The organism is Marivirga sp. (genome assembly GCF_035704835.1).
In the GTDB taxonomy this organism is placed as follows: domain Bacteria; phylum Bacteroidota; class Bacteroidia; order Cytophagales; family Cyclobacteriaceae; genus Marivirga.
In genome coordinates this window covers 27,336-45,471 of record NZ_DASSWQ010000050.1, presented here as the reverse complement: position 1 = coordinate 45,471, position 18,136 = coordinate 27,336, and the positions used below count along the sequence as shown (strand labels likewise).

Below are 18,136 nucleotides of genomic sequence, written 5' to 3'. Positions count from 1 at the left end.
CATAAAAAAGCGTGTAAATTAGCGCATATTTAAAATTATTATAGCAAAAAAGCATGTTTGATTTTTTAGCAAAAGGACTAACGAAAGTTTTCGGAACGAAGTCTGATAGAGATATAAAGGAAGTTCTTCCAATAGTTGAGCAAATTAATAAAGAATTTGCCAAGTTAAAGGATATATCCAACGATGAGTTGAGGGCTAAAACCAATGAGGTTTTAGAAAGAATCAATCAATATTTGAAAGATATTGATGATGAAATAGAAGCTCTTCATACCAAAGTGGATGATAATCCTGATATGGATTTACATACTAAAGAGGACCTTTTCAATGAGATTGATGCATTAGAGGAGAAAAGAAATGAAAAGTTGGAGGAAGTACTTTTGGAAGTGCTGCCTGAAACTTTCGCTATAGTAAAAGATACTGCTCGCAGGTTTATGGAAAACGAGCAATTGGAAGTGACTGCTTCCATGTTCGATAAGGAAATGTCTGGCAAGGCTGAACACGTAAATTTAAAGGGCGATAAAGCCATTTGGAATAATACTTGGAAAGCTGCTGGAAATGATACGACCTGGGACATGATGCACTATGATGTGCAGTTGATTGGTGGTATTGTGCTCCATAAAGGGAAAATTGCTGAGATGGCAACGGGTGAAGGTAAAACTTTGGTGGCTACCTTACCTGCTTTCTTAAATGCCTTAGCTAAAAGAGGCGTTCATATTGTGACCGTAAATGATTACCTAGCTAAACGTGATGCCGAATGGATGGCACCTATCTTCCAATTCCATGGAATTTCATGTGATTGTATTGATAAATATAGACCTAACTCGGAAGAGAGAAGAAGAGCTTACCAATCTGATATCGTTTATGGGACCAATAATGAATTTGGTTTTGATTATTTGCGTGACAACATGACGCGTGAAACCAAAGAATTGGTTCAGGGAAAACACCACTTCGCCATGATTGATGAGGTGGATTCCGTTTTAATTGATGAAGCTAGAACTCCACTAATTATTTCCGGACCAGTTCCTAAAGGAGATGTTCATGAATTTGATTCACTTAAGCCCAGAATTGAGAAACTAGTTCAAGAGCAAAGAAAATTAACTTCGGACTTCCTTTTAGAAGCAAAGAAACTTATAAAAGAAGGAAAAGAAGATGAAGGTGGATTGGCACTGTTTAGAGCTTTCAGAGGTTTGCCAAAACATAAGCCTTTAATTAAATTCTTGAGTGAGCAGGGCATGCGTCAGATTTTACAAAAGACTGAAAATATTTATCTGGCTGATAACTCCAAATTGATGCCAGAAGCTGATGAGCCATTGCTTTTCACCATAGAGGAGAAAAATAATAATATTGACCTTACGGAAAAAGGGATAGATTTAATTACAAAAGATGGTGAAGACCCTAATTTCTTTATCCTTCCTGATATAGGTATAGAAATCGCCAATTTGGAAAAAGATGATTCTTATTCCGATGAGGAAATGTTGGAGAAGAAAGATAAACTCATTAAAGATTATGCTGAAAAAGCAGAGCGAATTCACTCTGTAAATCAGCTATTAAAAGCTTATACACTTTTCGAAAAAGATACAGAATATATTCTAGTCGATGGAAAAGTGAAAATTGTAGATGAGCAGACAGGTCGTGTGATGGAAGGAAGAAGATATTCTGATGGACTCCACCAAGCGATTGAAGCAAAAGAAAATGTGAAGGTAGAAGATGCTACGCAGACTTATGCTACTATCACATTGCAGAACTATTTCAGAATGTACCACAAATTAGCTGGTATGACAGGTACTGCAGAGACAGAAGCTGGTGAGTTTTGGGATATTTATAAATTGGATGTAGTGGTAATTCCTACTAACAAACCAATTATAAGAGATGATCGTCAAGATAAGGTTTACAAAACGGTAAGAGAAAAATTTAATGCTGTTGCTGCTGAAATTGAAGAAATGAGTAAAGAAGGAAGACCTGTTTTGGTGGGTACAACCTCTGTAGAGATTTCTGAAATCTTGAGCCGTATGTTGAATATGCGTAAAATCAAGCATCAAGTATTGAATGCAAAGCAACATGCGAAAGAAGCTGATGTAGTTGCAGAAGCAGGTAAGCCTGGAACCGTAACCATTGCGACTAACATGGCAGGTCGTGGTACAGATATTAAATTAGCTAAGGAATCTAAGCAAGCGGGTGGTTTAGCAATTATAGGTACAGAAAGGCATGAGTCACGAAGAGTCGATAGACAGTTGAGAGGTCGTGCTGGACGTCAGGGAGATACTGGTTCTTCTCAGTTCTTTGTATCCCTAGAAGATAACTTGATGCGTATGTTTGGTTCCGACAGGATTGCCAAACTGATGGATAGAATGGGATTGGAAGAAGGAGAAGTAATTCAGCATTCCATGATTTCGAAATCCATTGAAAGAGCGCAGAAGAAAGTAGAGGAAAATAACTTTGGTACTCGTAAGCGATTGTTGGAGTATGATGATGTGATGAACTCTCAACGTGAAGTAATTTACAAGAGAAGAAAGAATGCCCTTTATGGAGAGCGATTACAGTTGGATATCATGAACATGCTTTTTGATACTTGTGAAGATATCGTCAACAACTCCAAGGCAATGGATGCATTTGATGATTTCAGATTAAGCATTTTAGGCACTTTCGGAATTGATTTTGAAATTAGTAAGGAAGATTATGAATCCTTAAAGCCAAATGAGCTAACTGAGAAATTGTATAATCATGTTTATACGTCTTATAAAGCTAAAAATGAGAGAATAAAGGAAAAAGCATTCCCAATTTTAAAGGAAATTTCTAAAAATAAAGGTGCCACTGTTAGAGAAGTGATGGTTCCTTTCACAGATGGGAAAAAGCAAATTGGCGTAGTAACCGACTTGCAGAAAAATTTAGATTCTGAAGGTCAGGAATTGGTATTATCCATGGAGAAAATCTCTACACTTGCTATCATTGATGAAAATTGGAAAGAGCATTTAAGAGAAATGGATGATTTGAAGCAATCGGTACAAAATGCGGTTTATGAGCAAAAAGATCCATTATTGATATATAAATTTGAAGGCTTTGAACTCTTCAAAAGATTTATAGGTAAATTGAATGAAGACACCAGCTCATTTATGATGAAGCTTGATTTACCTGTTCAGGATAGTTCTCAGGTGCAAGCAGCAGCTCAAAGAAAGCAACAGCAGAATTATAAGGAAAGTAAAGAGGAATCAAGCTCCGTATTAAGTGGAGGTCAAAATAAAAACAGACCGCCAGTTGAAAAGCAGATGCCTGTAAAATCTGAAAAGATTGTGGGTAGAAATGATAGAGTTTCCGTTCAGTATCAGGATGGAAGTGTGAAAAAAGATGTGAAGTTTAAGACGGTGGAAGAAGATGTTAAAAATAATAAATGTGTTTTATTAGATGAATAAATTTGGAACCCTTATAGCGTTTTTATTATTTGGTTTTTTTATAGTAGGTTGTGCTACTACGCAACCTACTTCTACTGCTAGCAAATCTTTTAGCGAGGACTTGAGTGAGTATCGACCAGAAGTTGACACAGCTTTCGAGATGGAGGAAGAAAAGAGCAGTTTCCGAAAAACGAGTGAGTATTTTGAAGCCGAAAGTGATGTAACAGAACTTATAAATAAGAAACTGGATACACTGGCAGAAAATAATAAGGAAATACGTTATGTAAATGGTTATTCTATTCAAATTTATAGCGGGAGTAGCAGTTCAGAAGCTTATGAAGCGAGAGATACAGCCAGAGTGGTTTTGCCTGAAATTAGAACTGATGTGGAATACAAACAGCCTATTTATAAAGTAAGAGTAGGCAGGTTTACGGAAAGGCTGGAAGTTCAAAGGACGTTGCTACAATTAAAGCCTAAGTTTCCTGATGCTATTTCTGTTCCGCAGAGAATTTATATTAATTAGGCATTACAAGGAAACTGTCAGGTTTAGTGAATAGAGATGCTTGAAGCATTACCAACAATTGTCAAACAGCTTGCCCCAGTCGGTAGCTCAGCAACTTGAATTATGGAAGCAAGAAACCCAGCAAAATTTTAGGTGATAAAGACTTAATAATCAACATATATTATGGATTTAAAATCAGAGATTCAATCACTCGCAAAGTCACAATTTGAAGAAGTTAAGGGTATTCGTGAGCATTTGCACCGGAATCCTGAATTATCTTTTGAGGAGTTTGAAACGGCTAAATTTATCAGTAAAACATTAACTGACTGGGGAATTAAGCATCAAACAGGAGTGGCTGAAACAGGTACTGTGGTTTTAATCAAGGGTAAAAATCCAGATAAGAAAGTGACAGCTCTTAGGGCAGATATTGATGCCCTTCCTATAACAGAGCAAAATGATGTTCCGTATAAAAGCCAAAATGTTGGGGTGATGCATGCTTGCGGTCATGATGTTCACACTTCTTCCATGTTAGGGGCTGTAAAAATCCTACATCAATTAAAGGAAAATTTCGAAGGGACAGTTAAAGTAATTTTTCAGCCAGGAGAAGAGAAAGTGCCTGGTGGAGCTTCTAAAATGATTAAGGAAGGGGTATTGAAAAACCCCGATGTAAATAATATTATTGGTCAACATGTGATGCCTTTAATTGATGCCGGTAAAGTAGGATTCCGAAGTGGAATGTATATGGCCAGTACGGATGAATTGTATATGAAAGTTATCGGCAAAGGTGGTCATGGAGCTATGCCTGAATTGAATGTTGACCCTGTTATTATAACAGCCCATATTTTGGTTGCACTTCAACAGATTGTAAGTCGCCATGCCAGCCCAAAAGTCCCTTCTGTTTTATCTTTTGGGAAAGTGATTGCCAATGGAGCCACTAATGTAATACCTAATGAGGTTTATTTAGAAGGTACTTTCCGTACGATGGATGAAGAATGGAGAGCTTCTGCCCATAAGAAAATGAGAAAAATGGCAGAGGGAATGGCAGAAAGCATGGGGGCCAAGTGTGAATTTGAAATTAGAAATGGATATCCATTTTTGATTAACGAACCCGAATTGACGGAACGGGCAAAGACTAATGCAATTGAATATTTAGGAGAAGATAATGTGGAGGACTTGGATTTATGGATGGCAGCTGAAGATTTCGCTTATTTCTCTCAAGCTTCTGATGCTTGTTTTTACAGATTAGGAGTCAGAAATGAAGCAAAAGGAATAAATTCTTCCGTACATACACCTACTTTTGATATAGACCCTGTTGCTTTAGAAACTGGCATGGGCCTAATGGCCTGGTTAGCGATTAAGGAATTGGAAAGTTAAAAGTTAGATAAATCCTAGAATAATAAAGCCAATATTTAAAACTTGAATATTGGCTTTATTATTTTTAATCAGTGAGAAGATTTCTTAAAACAAATTCATGAATTCACTCACAATCTGGTCTTGGAATTTTTTATTAACACCAATTGCTAATAGTACAGAAAGTATCAGTCCTATTGTAGCGTAAAGGAAATCTCTCCCTACAATTTTACTAGCTCTTCTAATGTTTTTAATTCTTTTCTTATGTCGTTTTTTGCTAATTGCAATTGCCACTTCTCTGCCGCCCAACAATCCTATAAATACCCAAGTTGTACTAATTGGAACGGTGCTGATTACCTTGAAATAGTATAGTAGAATGGCATATACGAAATCTACTATTGTGGCCGCCCGGACATCTGTTACACCGGCTTTTTCATTTACTATGCTTTGAATTTTATCTCCTTTTAAATAAAATAACAAGCCCATTCCAATGAATATAAACCCAGCAAATGCTATGAATTGATAAATATCTAAGCTTCTTGGAAGAAAAACGGCAATATTAGCTGCATCTTGAGATACCCAAACTGACCATAGAGCTCCACTTATAATCCATTGTAGTGGAGTCCAAAACTTAGCTGGTTTCTTACTTGTGAAGTACTTAGAAACAAATCTAGAGACAATAAACCAAATAAAAATGGCAGTCACAAAAGCTAATAAATAACCTGATAAACTTTTACCAACCATTGCTCCAATGGAAGATGCTTGAGTTGAAAAAGCACTTAATAATAAAAAGGTAGTAGAAACAGGCATTCTAAAGCGCGTTAATACTAAAAGTAATATAGGAGCTGCTAATTGTAGAAAACTAAAAGAAGTCGGGGCTTTATCAAATCCTTTTGTCATTAAACGCTGGCTACTCACATCTCCGTCAAAAACTATCCAACTATAAAGTACGGTTGCCAGAAAAATTAACCCCATAAATAACCATAATATCCACCATGGTTTTTTGCTGTTGGAAGCTATAAATGTTCCTATAGTTTGAATACTATCATTGGCAATGGCAGAGTAGGCGGCTAATCCAAAACCTACCCACATGGCAATTTGTGGATATGGACTAATGATACCGCAGATGAAAGTGAAAATAGCTATTAGAGTTATAAAAGCCTTTTCTTTTTTTGCTATCTCAAAAGTTTTGTAAGTAACTTCAGAAACTGTGCTTCGATTGTAATTAAGAAATGGTTTTTTAGCCATAAAAAATTTGATTCAAGACTGCTTTAAGCAAAATTATGTTTCAGCCACAAAGCTAATTAATCTTAGTGAAACAATGCGTTAAAAAATTGTTAACAATGTTACCTGAATGTTAATCGTATTTACAATACTTAATTTTTTATGCTAATAAGCAGATGTAATGTTAACTTTAGGTTAACTGGGGTAATATTTAAATCTTAACAATTGCTTTACTTTGCAAATGCAATTACTAAAAATATTGCAGTTAATTTTGCATTTTAAATACCCTAAGAAAATATTTAATTATCAGCAATCCAGTTTTAAATAGTGAGCAGAAGTGGCAATCAACCTTATTTAGGGTGATATTGATTGCATTTAATATTTTTCTATTTCTATTGGCGATAGATTTTATCGGCTATTCCTTTAGATTGCTGAATAAGGATATTGCCAATTCTATCATAAACCTTACAGCAAATCCATTTATAAGTCTTTTTATTGGACTCTTAATCACAGCAATTATTCAAAGTAGCAGTACCAGCACTTCTATGATTGTGGCTATTGTGGCTTCTGGCTCTATTGAGTTTTCTGATGCAATTCCTATGATTATGGGGGCGAATATTGGAACTACTTTAACCAGTACTTTGGTTTCTTTGAGTTTTATCACGAATAGAGATGAATTTAGAAAAGCAATAGGAGCAGGTGTAGTCCACGATTTCTTTAATATATTGGTAGTGGCCATACTATTTCCTTTAGAATATAATTATGGTGTATTGACTAATCTTTCCTCGGCAGCCTCCAATTTCATTTTAGGAGCTGATTATGTAGCCCAAGATTCTGAATTTAGATACTTTTTGTTTACTAAGCCAATAGTATTGTTTATTGGCGGTTTAATTCCTTATCCTGTTGTTTTGGCTATTTCTTCTTTTGTTATGCTAGCCATAACAGTCAAATTTTTATCTAAGACTTTATATAAATCTATTACAGGTGGCTCAAGAGAATTTTTACAAAAATACTTCTTTGGAAGTCCATATCGCTCTTTTTTCTGGGGGATTGTTTTTACAGCTGGCGTTCAAAGTAGCTCAGTAACAACATCAGTGATTGTCCCATTTGTGGCAACTAGAAAAATCAGTTTGAAGCAAAGTTTTACTTTTATTTTAGGGGCAAATATTGGGACTACTATTACGGCATTAATTGCAGCACTTTTTAAATCAGAAGCAGCTGTTAGCATTGCCTTGGTTCACTTGTTTTTTAATTTGATTGGAGTCTTAATTTTCCTTCCATTTCCAATTATTAGAAATATTCCTGTAAGAATGGCTAAATCCTTTGGGCGTTTGGCTATGAAATTTAGAATTGCTGGTTTTGTTTATATTATCCTAACCTTCTTCCTAATTCCATTTGTTTTAATATCCTTTAACAAAGAAGAAGGAAATGAAAAGGAGACAGATATTAAAATAGAAGAAAGTATACATAAGACTATCAATCCGACTGATTCATTGGATTAATTCCCCAATAATATTCAATCTTTCAAATACTATTTCTGTATGTGGTGCATCTTTTAACTCATTGGTTAAATCTTGTCCTGACCAATGTTCATAATGCGTTCCATTTCTCCACAGTTTGGAATTGGTTGCATCATATATAATTCCCTTATAAGCTATCCAGATTTCTTCTCTGTCTTGTCCGTTACGCAAAGCAAGCTGTTGAGGGCTATATTTCTTCATTAGATACTTTTTTAAAATTAAAGCTAATCAATATATAATTTTATTACATGCTAATTTATTTCAAATTTCAGAATAAAAATTTGAAAATATGTAGTTTTTGGGAATAATCTAACCTATTCATGTTTATAGGCAATAGGTCTATCTTAAAAACTAAAGGTTGTCTAATCAAATAATTGAAAAATACATTTAGAACTACTTCTGTACCTTAATTCGTCAGCTAAATAAAACAGTTTTAAAGTAGTCAGCTACTTTTACATTGTATAAAAAATTATAAGAATATGTCAACTTTAGTGTCTCAATCAGAAAAAGTAACCATTGAAGAACAAAGCGATGTTCAAGCTGCCATGATTACTTTTCATGGAAGTTTAAAAAGTGAGGATTATCGTGCTGCAATGCTAGCGAATTACGAATTATGTAAGCAACCGCAAATCAAAAATTGGCTTCAAAATAATATTGATGCTGGATTATTGTCATTAGAAGATCAAAAGTGGGTTTCTGAGTCACTAATTCCAAAAGCAGCTCAGGAAGTAGAGAAAATTGCGGTGGTGGTTTCAAAAGATGTATTTAGAAAATTTGCTGCGAAAAATATTTTAGATAAGCAGAAAGGGAAATTGAATTTTCAATATTTCAACAGCTTGGAGGATGCTAAAGTGTGGTTGAAAGCATAAGTCATTTCATGTAAAACAGGGAATAATTTAGTTTAGGTTAACAAAAAAGGCAGGGGTGGTTCCCTGCCTTTGTTTTTTCACAGCCTAAGGCTGTGTACTTTTAACCACTAAGTGTCTCGAAAAATTCACGAAGGACACAAAGGGTATTAAAATTGATCAATATCTATTTTTAATAAAAAACCACAAAAGAATCTAATTGATCAAAAGTACTTGAGGCTTTATGCTCATTTTAATTGCCAACGGCAATTATACTTTTGTTTTCTGTTGACTCTTTTGTGGTAAAATATTAATTGTAGTGAAACTACTTTATTTATTTCTGCTCATTTCATTATCCTCAGGAGATTGACCTCTTGGGGTAGCATTCCTTATTTGATATAATTCAAATTTGTTTGGAATACTTCTTGGTGGCCAGTAGTTGTTTTCTTCATCAACATCCGCTGTCTCTCTTTTAGGGTCCACCTGAAATTGAATAATCTCTTTTTGAGAGATAATTACTTTCGTGGCAGTATTTTCTCTCTTTCTCCAAATTTCAGCAGGATATTTTAAAGTTTCTTTGCTTCCATCTTTATAAGTAACTTCCACTATGATTGGCATTACTAATCCACCTTTGTTTTCATATTTAACCTCGTAGAAATTATATCCTCCATCCATTAATTCTTTTTCTTTTGGAGATAAGGAGGCTCTAAAAGATTTGTAAGCTTTTCTATCATCGCTGCTTACTTCAAAAGGATCGTAGCTATTGTAGAAATCTTTCAATTCAGGATGTTTTTCTACAACAGTTTGAACGCCTTCTTCACTGTTTTTATCTGGAGTTACATGATAACTTCCTTGTTCAGCTCTCTCTTTATTGATTTTGTTTTCAATATCAGGATTTTTAGAATCAAGCTGGTACCATTCTACATCTTTGATAGCGATATCCACATGGTCAGTGCTGTAGAACCAACCTCTCCAAAACCAATCTAAATCAACTGCTGAAGCATCTTCCATTGTACGGAAAAAGTCTGCAGGAGTGGGGTGTTTAAATGCCCATCTTTGAGAAAATGTTTTAAATGATTTGTCAAAAAGCTCTCTTCCCATTACTGTTTCTCTCAAAATATTAAGCGCAGTTGCAGGTTTCCCATACGCATTATTTCCAAACTGGATAATGTTTTCAGAGTTAGTCATAATTGGACGGATATTGTTTTTATCGCCCTTCATATATGAAACAATATTTCCAGCAGGACCTCTACGACTTGGGTAGTTTGGTTCCCATTCTTGCTCAGCAACAAACTGCACAAAGCTGTTCAAACCTTCATCCATCCAAGTCCATTGACGCTCATCTGAATTTACAATCATAGGGAAGAAGTTGTGACCAACTTCATGGATAATTACACCTATCATTCCGTATTTAGTTCTTGCTGAATATGTACCATCTTCTGCTGGTCTTCCGTAGTTGAAACAAATCATTGGATATTCCATCCCGTTGGCTGCTTCTACCGAAATAGCCACAGGGTAAGGATATGGAATAGTCATCCTTGAATAAACTTTTAAAGTGTGAGCTACAACCTCGGTGGAATATTTATCCCACAAACCCCAAGCTTCTTTTGGATAGTATGACATGGCCATTACCGTTTTGCCATCAATATCAACACCCATTGCATCCCAGATAAATTTACGGGAAGAACCGAAGGCAAAGTCACGAACATTTTCTGCTTTGTATGTCCATGTTTTGGTACCAGACGCTTTACTTTTCTCAGCTTTTTCAGCCTCTTTTTTAGTTACAATTAAAACAGGCTCATCAGCAGTTTTTGATTTTTCCCATCTTTCTAATTGGTCAGCGGTTAATACTTCATTTGGATTTTGCAATTCTCCAGTTGAAGCAATAATATGGTCTTCAGGAACAGTGATGTTTACTTCATAATCTCCGAATGGCAATGCAAACTCACCGCTTCCGATAAATTGCTTGTTCTGCCATCCTTCGAAATCATTGTAAACTGCCATTCTTGGAAACCATTGTGTGATAGTATAAACCGTATTATCATCACCCTCAAAGTAGTCAAAACCACCTCGGCCGCCCATTCTGGCTCTGTCGTTGATGTTGTAAAACCAGTCAATAGAGAAAGAAATTTGTTCACCTGCTTTTAAAGGCTCATCCAAATCAATTCTCATCATAGTATTGTTGATGATGTAATTCATGTCGTTACCATCAGCATCAACTAATTTTTGGATTTTATGTCCACCATCATAATCAGGATAACCCATCATCTGGTCAATTTGTCCTTCACTTGCTCTGCTAGGAACACTATTTTCATCCACAGCATAAGTCATACTATTTTTAGCACGCATATTCTGGTCAAGCTGAACCCATAAATAGGTCAAATCATCAGGAGAATTATTGGTGTAAGTGATGGTTTCTGAACCAATTATTTGGTTTTTCTTTTCATCTAACGTCACATCAATTTTGTAATCCGCTTTTTGTTGCCAATACATATGTCCTGGTGCACCTGAAGCTGTTCTATACACATTCGGTGACCTTAACATATAATCAAGTTGCTCAAATTTGCCTTGGTTTTTATACTCTTGAGCAGTGGCTGCAAAAGCAAAAAATGCCATTATGGCTGTAAATATTCTTTTCATATCTATTTTTAATTTAATGTACTACTTACCAAAATTTTGTTTCCATCATGATTGTCACAGCGATTCCTGCAATGGCGCTGGAAACAATCAGCACCCAATCTCTTCTTTTTAAACCGAATAGATCTATAAAGATAAAAGATAAAACCAAGAAGCACAGCACTATGATAATTTGTCCTACTTCAAGTCCTATATTGAAAGCCAATAATTCCATTACAATCGAACTGTTTTTACCCAATATAGCTTTCAGGTAATTACTAAATCCTAATCCATGTATTAAACCAAAAAGCAAGGCGAAAATATAATTTAATTGCATGCTTCCATTGTTTCTTAACGCTTGCTCCTTTTTAAAAAGATTGACAAAAGCGGTTATAAAAATGGTGACAGGAATTAAAAATTCTATTAATGCTGGGTTTATCACCACATAATTTAAAGTTGATAACGCCAAGGTAATAGAATGACCAATTGTAAAAGCTGTGATGAGGATTAAAACCTTCTTCCAGTCACGGATTAAATAAATAGCGGCCAGCGCAAGAACGAATAAAATATGATCATATCCGTTTATGTCCAGTATGTGTTCTAGTCCTTCTAGAAAGTAGGCTTTAAAAGTTGACATATTCTTTATGTAGAATCTAAAAATTAATATTGCATTAAATTTATCATTTGCTGCTGAATATCAAGTAGATGTAGACCATTCCTAATATTTATAAATGGACTATTTTAGTAATTTTTCAGTTTTATGATAACAAAACATAATATTACCATAATTTTGTAAAACAGTCACTAGACTTTCAAAAATGTTGTATAGCAATTTTATTATCGGTTTTTTATGGGTGCTTAGCGGAATGCTACATCCTTTCTATGTTTCCATATCAGACTTGGTTTATAAGGAAGATAGTAAGTCAGTTCAGATTATGCATAAAGTTTTTGTGGATGATTTCGAACAAACTTTAAATAAACATTATAATGTTAATCTTGATATTTTAGCAATGGAAAGCACTGCTGAAATTGACGAAATGGTTAAAGATTATTATTCCAAAAGGTTTGCAGTTGAGATTGATGGTAAGATACAGGAAATCACATATATAGGCAGTGAGTTAGAAGAAAATGTGCTTTGGGTATATCAGGAAATCTACAAAGTAAGGAAGCCAGAAAAATTTAAAATCACCAACACAGTCTTGTTTGATGAATTCGATACACAATCTAATTTGGTTCACACCGATTTAGCCGGAAAAATCAAAACGCTAAGATTAACAGAAGGTAATGGAACTCAAGAAGTAGAGTTTGAGGTGTATTAGCTATCATTAAGTAAGAAACAGTAGGCTATATTTTAATTTCTCAAGAAGCACCCTAAAATCAAGTTTAAACTCTGCTCAAGAGTTTATTTATCTCTTCATTCAATTAAATGTTGACTTTAATCAACTATAGTAAATCTTATACGTTTGTATTATAGATAAAAAATCTAAATTACTTAGTATGAAAAATTATACGTTGATTTTGTTCCTGGTATTCATGGTGTCTTTCACTTCGTGCCAGAATAAATTAAAAGAAGAAAATGCCGAATTGAAAGAGAAAATCTCTGAATTGAGAATTGAGAATGATAAATTAAGAAGAAGTAGTAGTGAAATTGAGGTTTCTATTGACCAATACGAAACTACATTAGATGAGATTGATGAAAACCTTAAAGAAATTGCCGAAAATCAAGCATCGGTTAGTGAGCTAAAAGCTGATTTAAATGATAGCAAAGATAAAGATGTCGCTAAAGTCATTCGTAATAGAATATCTCAAATAAATGCTATTATTGAAAATTCTAGAATAAAAATCATGAATTTGACTAAAAGTCTAGTTCATTTAAGACAACAATCAGGAGCTAAAAGTGAGGAGATTTTGGCGTTAGATAAAAGATTGGAAGAATCCAGTAAAAGCCTTATCGAAAAGGAGAATGAAATAACTGAATTACGAAATTCACTAGAGCAACAACTAAGCGAGTTAGAAGTTAAGCTGGAAAACCAGATTTCAATATCTAATGAACTAGAAACCAAATTAAATGAAGCGTTTTACCTAGTAGCTGATTCAAAGACTTTAAAAGAAAAGGAGATTGTAAATAAAGAAGGCGGTTTTATTGGATTAGGAAGAGTGAAAGTGATTAATGCGGAAGCTTCTGACAGCCTGTTTAATAAAGCAAAGAAAGACGAATTGATGTCGATTGAATTGAACAGTAAAAAAGTCAAATTGATAAGTATACACTCAGAAGACAGTTATGAATTAGTAGAAAATTCATATGAGGTTGAGCGCCTTAATATTTTGAAACCAGATATTTTTTGGAAGGATACAAACTATTTGGTTATAGAGATTGATAAGTAATAACTACAAAAAAAAGGTATCAGCTCTTCAGATAAATTATAAGAAGAGCTGATTCCTACTAAAAACCGATACAAAATTATTGTTTTACCTTAAAGTACGTTCAAACTCTGTTCTTTAATTTTTTCTAGCTCTTCTTTCATTTGAATGACTTGTTCCTGCAAATCTGAATCATTGGCTTTGGAGCCTAAAGTGTTGATTTCCCGACCAATCTCCTGGCTAATAAACCCCAATTTTTTTCCGTGAGATTCTTCTTTGCTCTTGAGCGTATTTAAGAAATATTTTAAATGAATAGACAAACGTTCTATTTCTTCATTTACATCCAATTTTTCTGAATAATAGATTAATTCTTGCTCCAATCTTTCTTGGTCATAATCCACAGATAGAGTCAATTCTTTAATGTTGTTTTGCAATCTGTTGCGGATCTTCTCCATTCTTTTTGGCTCAATTTCCTTGGCCTTTTCCAGTTTTTCAGAAATTGTGTTAATGTAACCTCCTAAAATATCACTCACTGTTTTCCCCTCTGTTTCTCTGAATTCATTACATTTTTCTAAGGCACTTTTTAAGGTTTCAATAATTAGCAATTGGTCTTCTTCCCGAAGCTGATCTTCTTCATATTTTATGATATCTGGTGCATCTAATGACATTTTCATAATATCATGAAAGTTTCTACCATTAAGCTTTTCTAGTTCTGAAAGCTTTTCCAAATAAGCAGCGAAAAGTTCTTGGTCAATATTGGGTAATGCCAGTTGTTTATTTTTTTCTGAAACTTTGATGAAAACGGATGTTTTCCCTCTAATCAATTGTTGAGTAATTAAATTTCGGACCTCAATTTCTTTTGCATTTAAAACTTTAGGAAGCTTTAAGGATAGGTCTAAAAATTTAGAATTAAGCGTTTTTATTTCTACCTCAATTGTAATGTTATCGTTTTGGGCTTCGGCAATACCAAAGCCAGTCATTGATTTTATCATAAAATTTTTAAATCTGTAATTAATTCGCTTTCAAAATTCAGTTTTAAACTAAATCGTTTATTCTAATAGATTGAAAAGATTAAAAATCGTAACCGATGCTTAAACTTAATTTTGGATTTTGTACGATATAATCTTCAATAGGATAGGCGTAATCAAGTCTTACATAGTATCCTAAAATAGTGGTGCGAATTCCCATTCCGAGCGAAGATAGCCAAGGGTTTTTATAGTTTCTAATGACTGCAGAGAAATTTTCTGATTCTATAGTTTGCCGGTTAATACTATTATTTTGATCCCATGGGCTTCCACCTAACCAGGCAGTTCCGATATCGTAGAATCCAATGAGTTGAAAATTTCTAGCAAAATCAGAAGTCATTGCGTTATTACTTAAAACTCTAAAAATAGGAAATCTTAATTCATTACTAAGCAACATTACATTTTTCCCACTAAATTCATTTAATTGAAAGCCTCTTAAGCCAGTTACAAAGTCATGAAATAAAATATGCTTATTGTGAACAGGACTTTCAGCAGAAGTAAGGGTTAAAGGATTATCTTCAATACTAACATTATCGGAATTTGGTCTAGGCTGATTTATTCTTCTGAACACCCAATTATCTACACCTCCAAGCATAAAATACGGAGAGTTTTTCCCAAAAAATCCGCCAGCATAAAATCTACTTGCAAAAGTTATTTCTCTAAATACTTTTTGATAATTCCTTAAATCAAGGTACAATTTGCTAAAGGATTGACCTTCTTGAAAACCTGAAGTATAATTTTCAAATACTACTTTCCCTCTAAAACCTTGTCTCATATTAAGTGCTATTGGCTGAGAGTTATCGTATATATATTCAATTTTTCCTCCAAAAAAGATATCATTTTGTAGTGGTGATTTTGCAAGAGTGTTGCTTTGGGTCAATACATTATAGCTAGTTTCTACATAGCGCTGATACACTATATGTGGTTTAATACTGATTCTACTATTATTGGAAAAAGGATAAGCACCTCCAAAACTGAAATGATTTAAAGAATAGGTCTGGTCAGTTTCCCTATTATTTAATTTATGGGCATAAACTTCTCTTTCAAATCGAACACTATAATCAACTAATCTTTCTAAATACTGATATTCACCGAAAATAGCACCGCTTTTAAAATCTTGTAATGACACATTAAAACCGCCATAGAATTTGTTGTTTTCTCTCAAGTCATTCATTTGATATCTGGAATACATGGTTAGCCCAATTAAAGGGTCAATATTCCAAGAGGCCGTAACATTATTTGTAGTGAAAGTAGGTTCATAATCTAATGGACCAACCAGACTAGCTGTATTTCTTAATTTACTTAAGTTTTTTAATAATGAGCTCTCACTTTTATTACCAGCACTTTCCTTCTGTTCAAAATCGAAATTATCAGCATTTAATTTCGAAGTTGATTCAGTTCTTTCATTTAGCTTTCGTTCTAAACCAGATAAAGTTGAATCTCTTTTAAACTCATTGGGATTTTCAGGTTTGGGTTTTATCTTAAGTTCCCTTTCCTGTGGCTCATTTTTTGGTGAAATGTTAAGGTTTCTACTTAATTCAACCTGTTTTCTTAAAGTAGAAGGTAAAAATTTGGCTTCATTTCCAGAGAAATCTTTCCTAAAATACAAATTCTGATCCCCATGTTTATCGATAACAAAAGAAAAGTATTCGTATTGTGGTCTGAAATCGTAATCTTTAATACCTGTACCAAATGCTGTAATTTGTTTTGCCGTATTATTGGATAAATCGAGTTTGTACAAATTCTGAATACCTGACTTGTCACTCACATAATATAGAGCACTACTGTCTGGAATAACTACTTTAGAGTTTTGTCCAAAATCATTAGTCACTTGATCTAATTGGTCTAAATCGTCAATATCTAATTCAAAAAGATTGCGATTATCAGCTAAATCAGCATATTTAAATTCTGTAGATAGGCTATCTGTATTTCTATTCGATGAAAATATTATTCTCTTGGTTTCAGGGATAAAAGCGGGATGTAAATCATCAAAAACATCATTTGTCAATCTTCGGATATTAGGCCTGCCAGTACTTATCAAATATAAATCAGATTGTGCATTAATATTGGCGCTTAAAACAGCTGTTTTTCCATTCGGGTAAATATCCATTTGATTTACCTGATCAAAACGTCTCAAGTCTCTCTTTTGAAATTTACCCTCATAAGGATTGTACAGATATAAAATATTAACTCCTCTTTCGTAATTAACTATACCGAAGGTAGCACTGTCACCCCAATCCATTACGGGTGCAAATGCGTCATGTCTTTCCTCATGAATTCTTTGTCCGCCTGTGAAAATAGTTTTTTCTTTGCCTGTATTAATCTCTCTAAGAATTATTTTGAATTTCCCATTATTATTCATTGAATAAGCAAGAAAGTCACCATTAGGGCTGATTTTTGTTCGGTATTTCAAATCATCACGCCATGGTTTCGATAGTCGATTTTTATTGCTAAGCTCTTCAGGTTCCATATCAGAGAAATTATTAACATAAAAGTATTTGTATTCATTTAAAAATGCTTTGTAAGGAATGCCTAATGTGTTAGTAATACTTTTCTCTTCATTTCTAATTATTCTAGTCAAATTTAAAATATTTGAAATATTTATTCTTCCGTATTTTTCAGAGATAAAATTCCATACTGATTGACCTGCTAATTCAGCTTCCTTTCCTTCTAATTTATCGATCGTCTTTGGACTGTTATTCATTAAAAAACTTCTCACAAAATCATCCATTTCGGCACTCCAGCCAAATGCTATATAGGCAGCTATCCCATCAATAAACCAGTCAGGCACGTTGAACAATGAGTTGGATTGAAAAACTTCAGAAACCAATCCGCCTCCAAAAAGCATATCTTTAACATAAAGCTTAGATATTTTATAAATTAATTCGTCTTTGAATTTTTGGTAAGAACCTGAAAAAGCAATTTCGATATGGGTTTTTAGAAAATTAGTCTGGCCACTTATACTAAATTGGGCTTCATTTAATCCAACGTTACTTTGATTGTAATCTAGATTACTATTGAAAATGAATATTTTCGTTTTGTTGAAAGGGGCATAACCCATAATATCAGTAATACGAAGGAAATCTTCTTCAATATTTTCAGCAATTTGTTTTGCTAAAGTTTGTCCACCATAATAGTAGTAAACATCAAAGTGTGGAGTGCTGTAATATTTCCATTCAAAATAGCGGTACTGAATTCTACTCTTTCCAAAAGTTTCTTCAGAATTTTGCGAAAATCCATTTTTAGGCACACAAAAACAAAGTATGCTTAGAATGATGAACGTATTTTTAAAGTATTTCCAATTCAT

Annotated in this window: 13 protein-coding genes; 7 read left to right on the top strand and 6 right to left on the bottom strand. The window is 33.9% G+C overall.

Annotated features, from left to right (window positions below):
- Positions 1 to 53 precede the first annotated feature (53 nt).
- The 3 genes from secA (at position 54) to VFM92_RS08225 (ending at position 5,262) form a co-directional block, all read left to right on the top strand.
- Positions 54 to 3,407, top strand: coding sequence for a preprotein translocase subunit SecA (gene secA / locus VFM92_RS08235; RefSeq protein ID WP_325121729.1), 3,354 nt, complete (start codon positions 54 to 56; stop codon positions 3,405 to 3,407).
- Positions 3,400 to 3,909: an SPOR domain-containing protein gene (locus VFM92_RS08230; RefSeq protein ID WP_325121728.1), complete on the top strand. Its 510-nt coding sequence runs from the start codon at positions 3,400 to 3,402 to the stop codon at positions 3,907 to 3,909. Before secA ends, VFM92_RS08230 begins: the two co-directional genes overlap by 8 nt.
- Positions 3,910 to 4,071: 162 nt before the next feature.
- Entirely contained in the window at positions 4,072 to 5,262 is a 1,191-nt protein-coding gene (locus tag VFM92_RS08225; protein ID WP_325121727.1) for a M20 family metallopeptidase, read from the top strand.
- An 84-nt stretch (positions 5,263 to 5,346) separates the two neighbouring features.
- Here VFM92_RS08225 and VFM92_RS08220 read toward each other — a convergent pair whose 3' ends face one another.
- The gene (locus VFM92_RS08220; RefSeq protein ID WP_325121726.1) at positions 5,347 to 6,486 is read right to left on the bottom strand and encodes a hypothetical protein; all 1,140 of its coding nucleotides are present in this window, start codon (positions 6,484 to 6,486) and stop codon (positions 5,347 to 5,349) included.
- Positions 6,487 to 6,821: 335 nt separating this feature from the next.
- Here VFM92_RS08220 and VFM92_RS08215 point away from each other — a divergent pair, with 335 nt between their 5' ends.
- Positions 6,822 to 7,964 carry a Na/Pi symporter gene (locus tag VFM92_RS08215; RefSeq protein ID WP_325121725.1) on the top strand — a complete coding sequence of 381 codons (1,143 nt, stop codon included), beginning with the start codon at positions 6,822 to 6,824 and terminating at the stop codon, positions 7,962 to 7,964.
- On the opposite strand, the gene VFM92_RS08210 is transcribed toward VFM92_RS08215, so the two are convergent.
- Positions 7,953 to 8,183 carry a cytochrome b5 domain-containing protein gene (locus VFM92_RS08210; RefSeq protein ID WP_325121724.1) on the bottom strand — a complete coding sequence of 77 codons (231 nt, stop codon included), beginning with the start codon at positions 8,181 to 8,183 and terminating at the stop codon, positions 7,953 to 7,955. The two genes, VFM92_RS08215 and VFM92_RS08210, sit on opposite strands and share 12 nt — an antisense overlap.
- Before the next feature lie 278 nt (positions 8,184 to 8,461).
- On the opposite strand from VFM92_RS08210, the gene VFM92_RS08205 reads away from it, so the two are divergent.
- Entirely contained in the window at positions 8,462 to 8,851 is a 390-nt protein-coding gene (locus VFM92_RS08205) for an STAS/SEC14 domain-containing protein (protein ID WP_325121723.1), read from the top strand.
- A gap of 306 nt (positions 8,852 to 9,157) precedes the next feature.
- On the opposite strand, the gene VFM92_RS08200 is transcribed toward VFM92_RS08205, so the two are convergent.
- Both VFM92_RS08200 and VFM92_RS08195 read right to left on the bottom strand, forming a co-directional pair.
- On the bottom strand, positions 9,158 to 11,467 hold the full coding sequence (locus VFM92_RS08200) for a M1 family metallopeptidase (protein WP_325121722.1): 2,310 nt from the start codon (positions 11,465 to 11,467) through the stop codon (positions 9,158 to 9,160).
- A gap of 25 nt (positions 11,468 to 11,492) precedes the next feature.
- Positions 11,493 to 12,080 carry a HupE/UreJ family protein gene (locus VFM92_RS08195; protein WP_325121721.1) on the bottom strand — a complete coding sequence of 196 codons (588 nt, stop codon included), beginning with the start codon at positions 12,078 to 12,080 and terminating at the stop codon, positions 11,493 to 11,495.
- 181 nt (positions 12,081 to 12,261) lie between these two features.
- Here VFM92_RS08195 and VFM92_RS08190 point away from each other — a divergent pair, with 181 nt between their 5' ends.
- On the top strand, positions 12,262 to 12,762 hold the full coding sequence (locus VFM92_RS08190; protein WP_325121720.1) for a DUF6702 family protein: 501 nt from the start codon (positions 12,262 to 12,264) through the stop codon (positions 12,760 to 12,762).
- A 178-nt stretch (positions 12,763 to 12,940) separates the two neighbouring features.
- Positions 12,941 to 13,828: a hypothetical protein gene (locus VFM92_RS08185; RefSeq protein ID WP_325121719.1), complete on the top strand. Its 888-nt coding sequence runs from the start codon at positions 12,941 to 12,943 to the stop codon at positions 13,826 to 13,828.
- 89 nt (positions 13,829 to 13,917) lie between these two features.
- Here VFM92_RS08185 and VFM92_RS08180 read toward each other — a convergent pair whose 3' ends face one another.
- Positions 13,918 to 14,796: a YicC/YloC family endoribonuclease gene (locus VFM92_RS08180; protein WP_325121718.1), complete on the bottom strand. Its 879-nt coding sequence runs from the start codon at positions 14,794 to 14,796 to the stop codon at positions 13,918 to 13,920.
- A gap of 79 nt (positions 14,797 to 14,875) precedes the next feature.
- On the bottom strand, positions 14,876 to 18,136 hold the full coding sequence (locus VFM92_RS08175; RefSeq protein WP_325121717.1) for a hypothetical protein: 3,261 nt from the start codon (positions 18,134 to 18,136) through the stop codon (positions 14,876 to 14,878).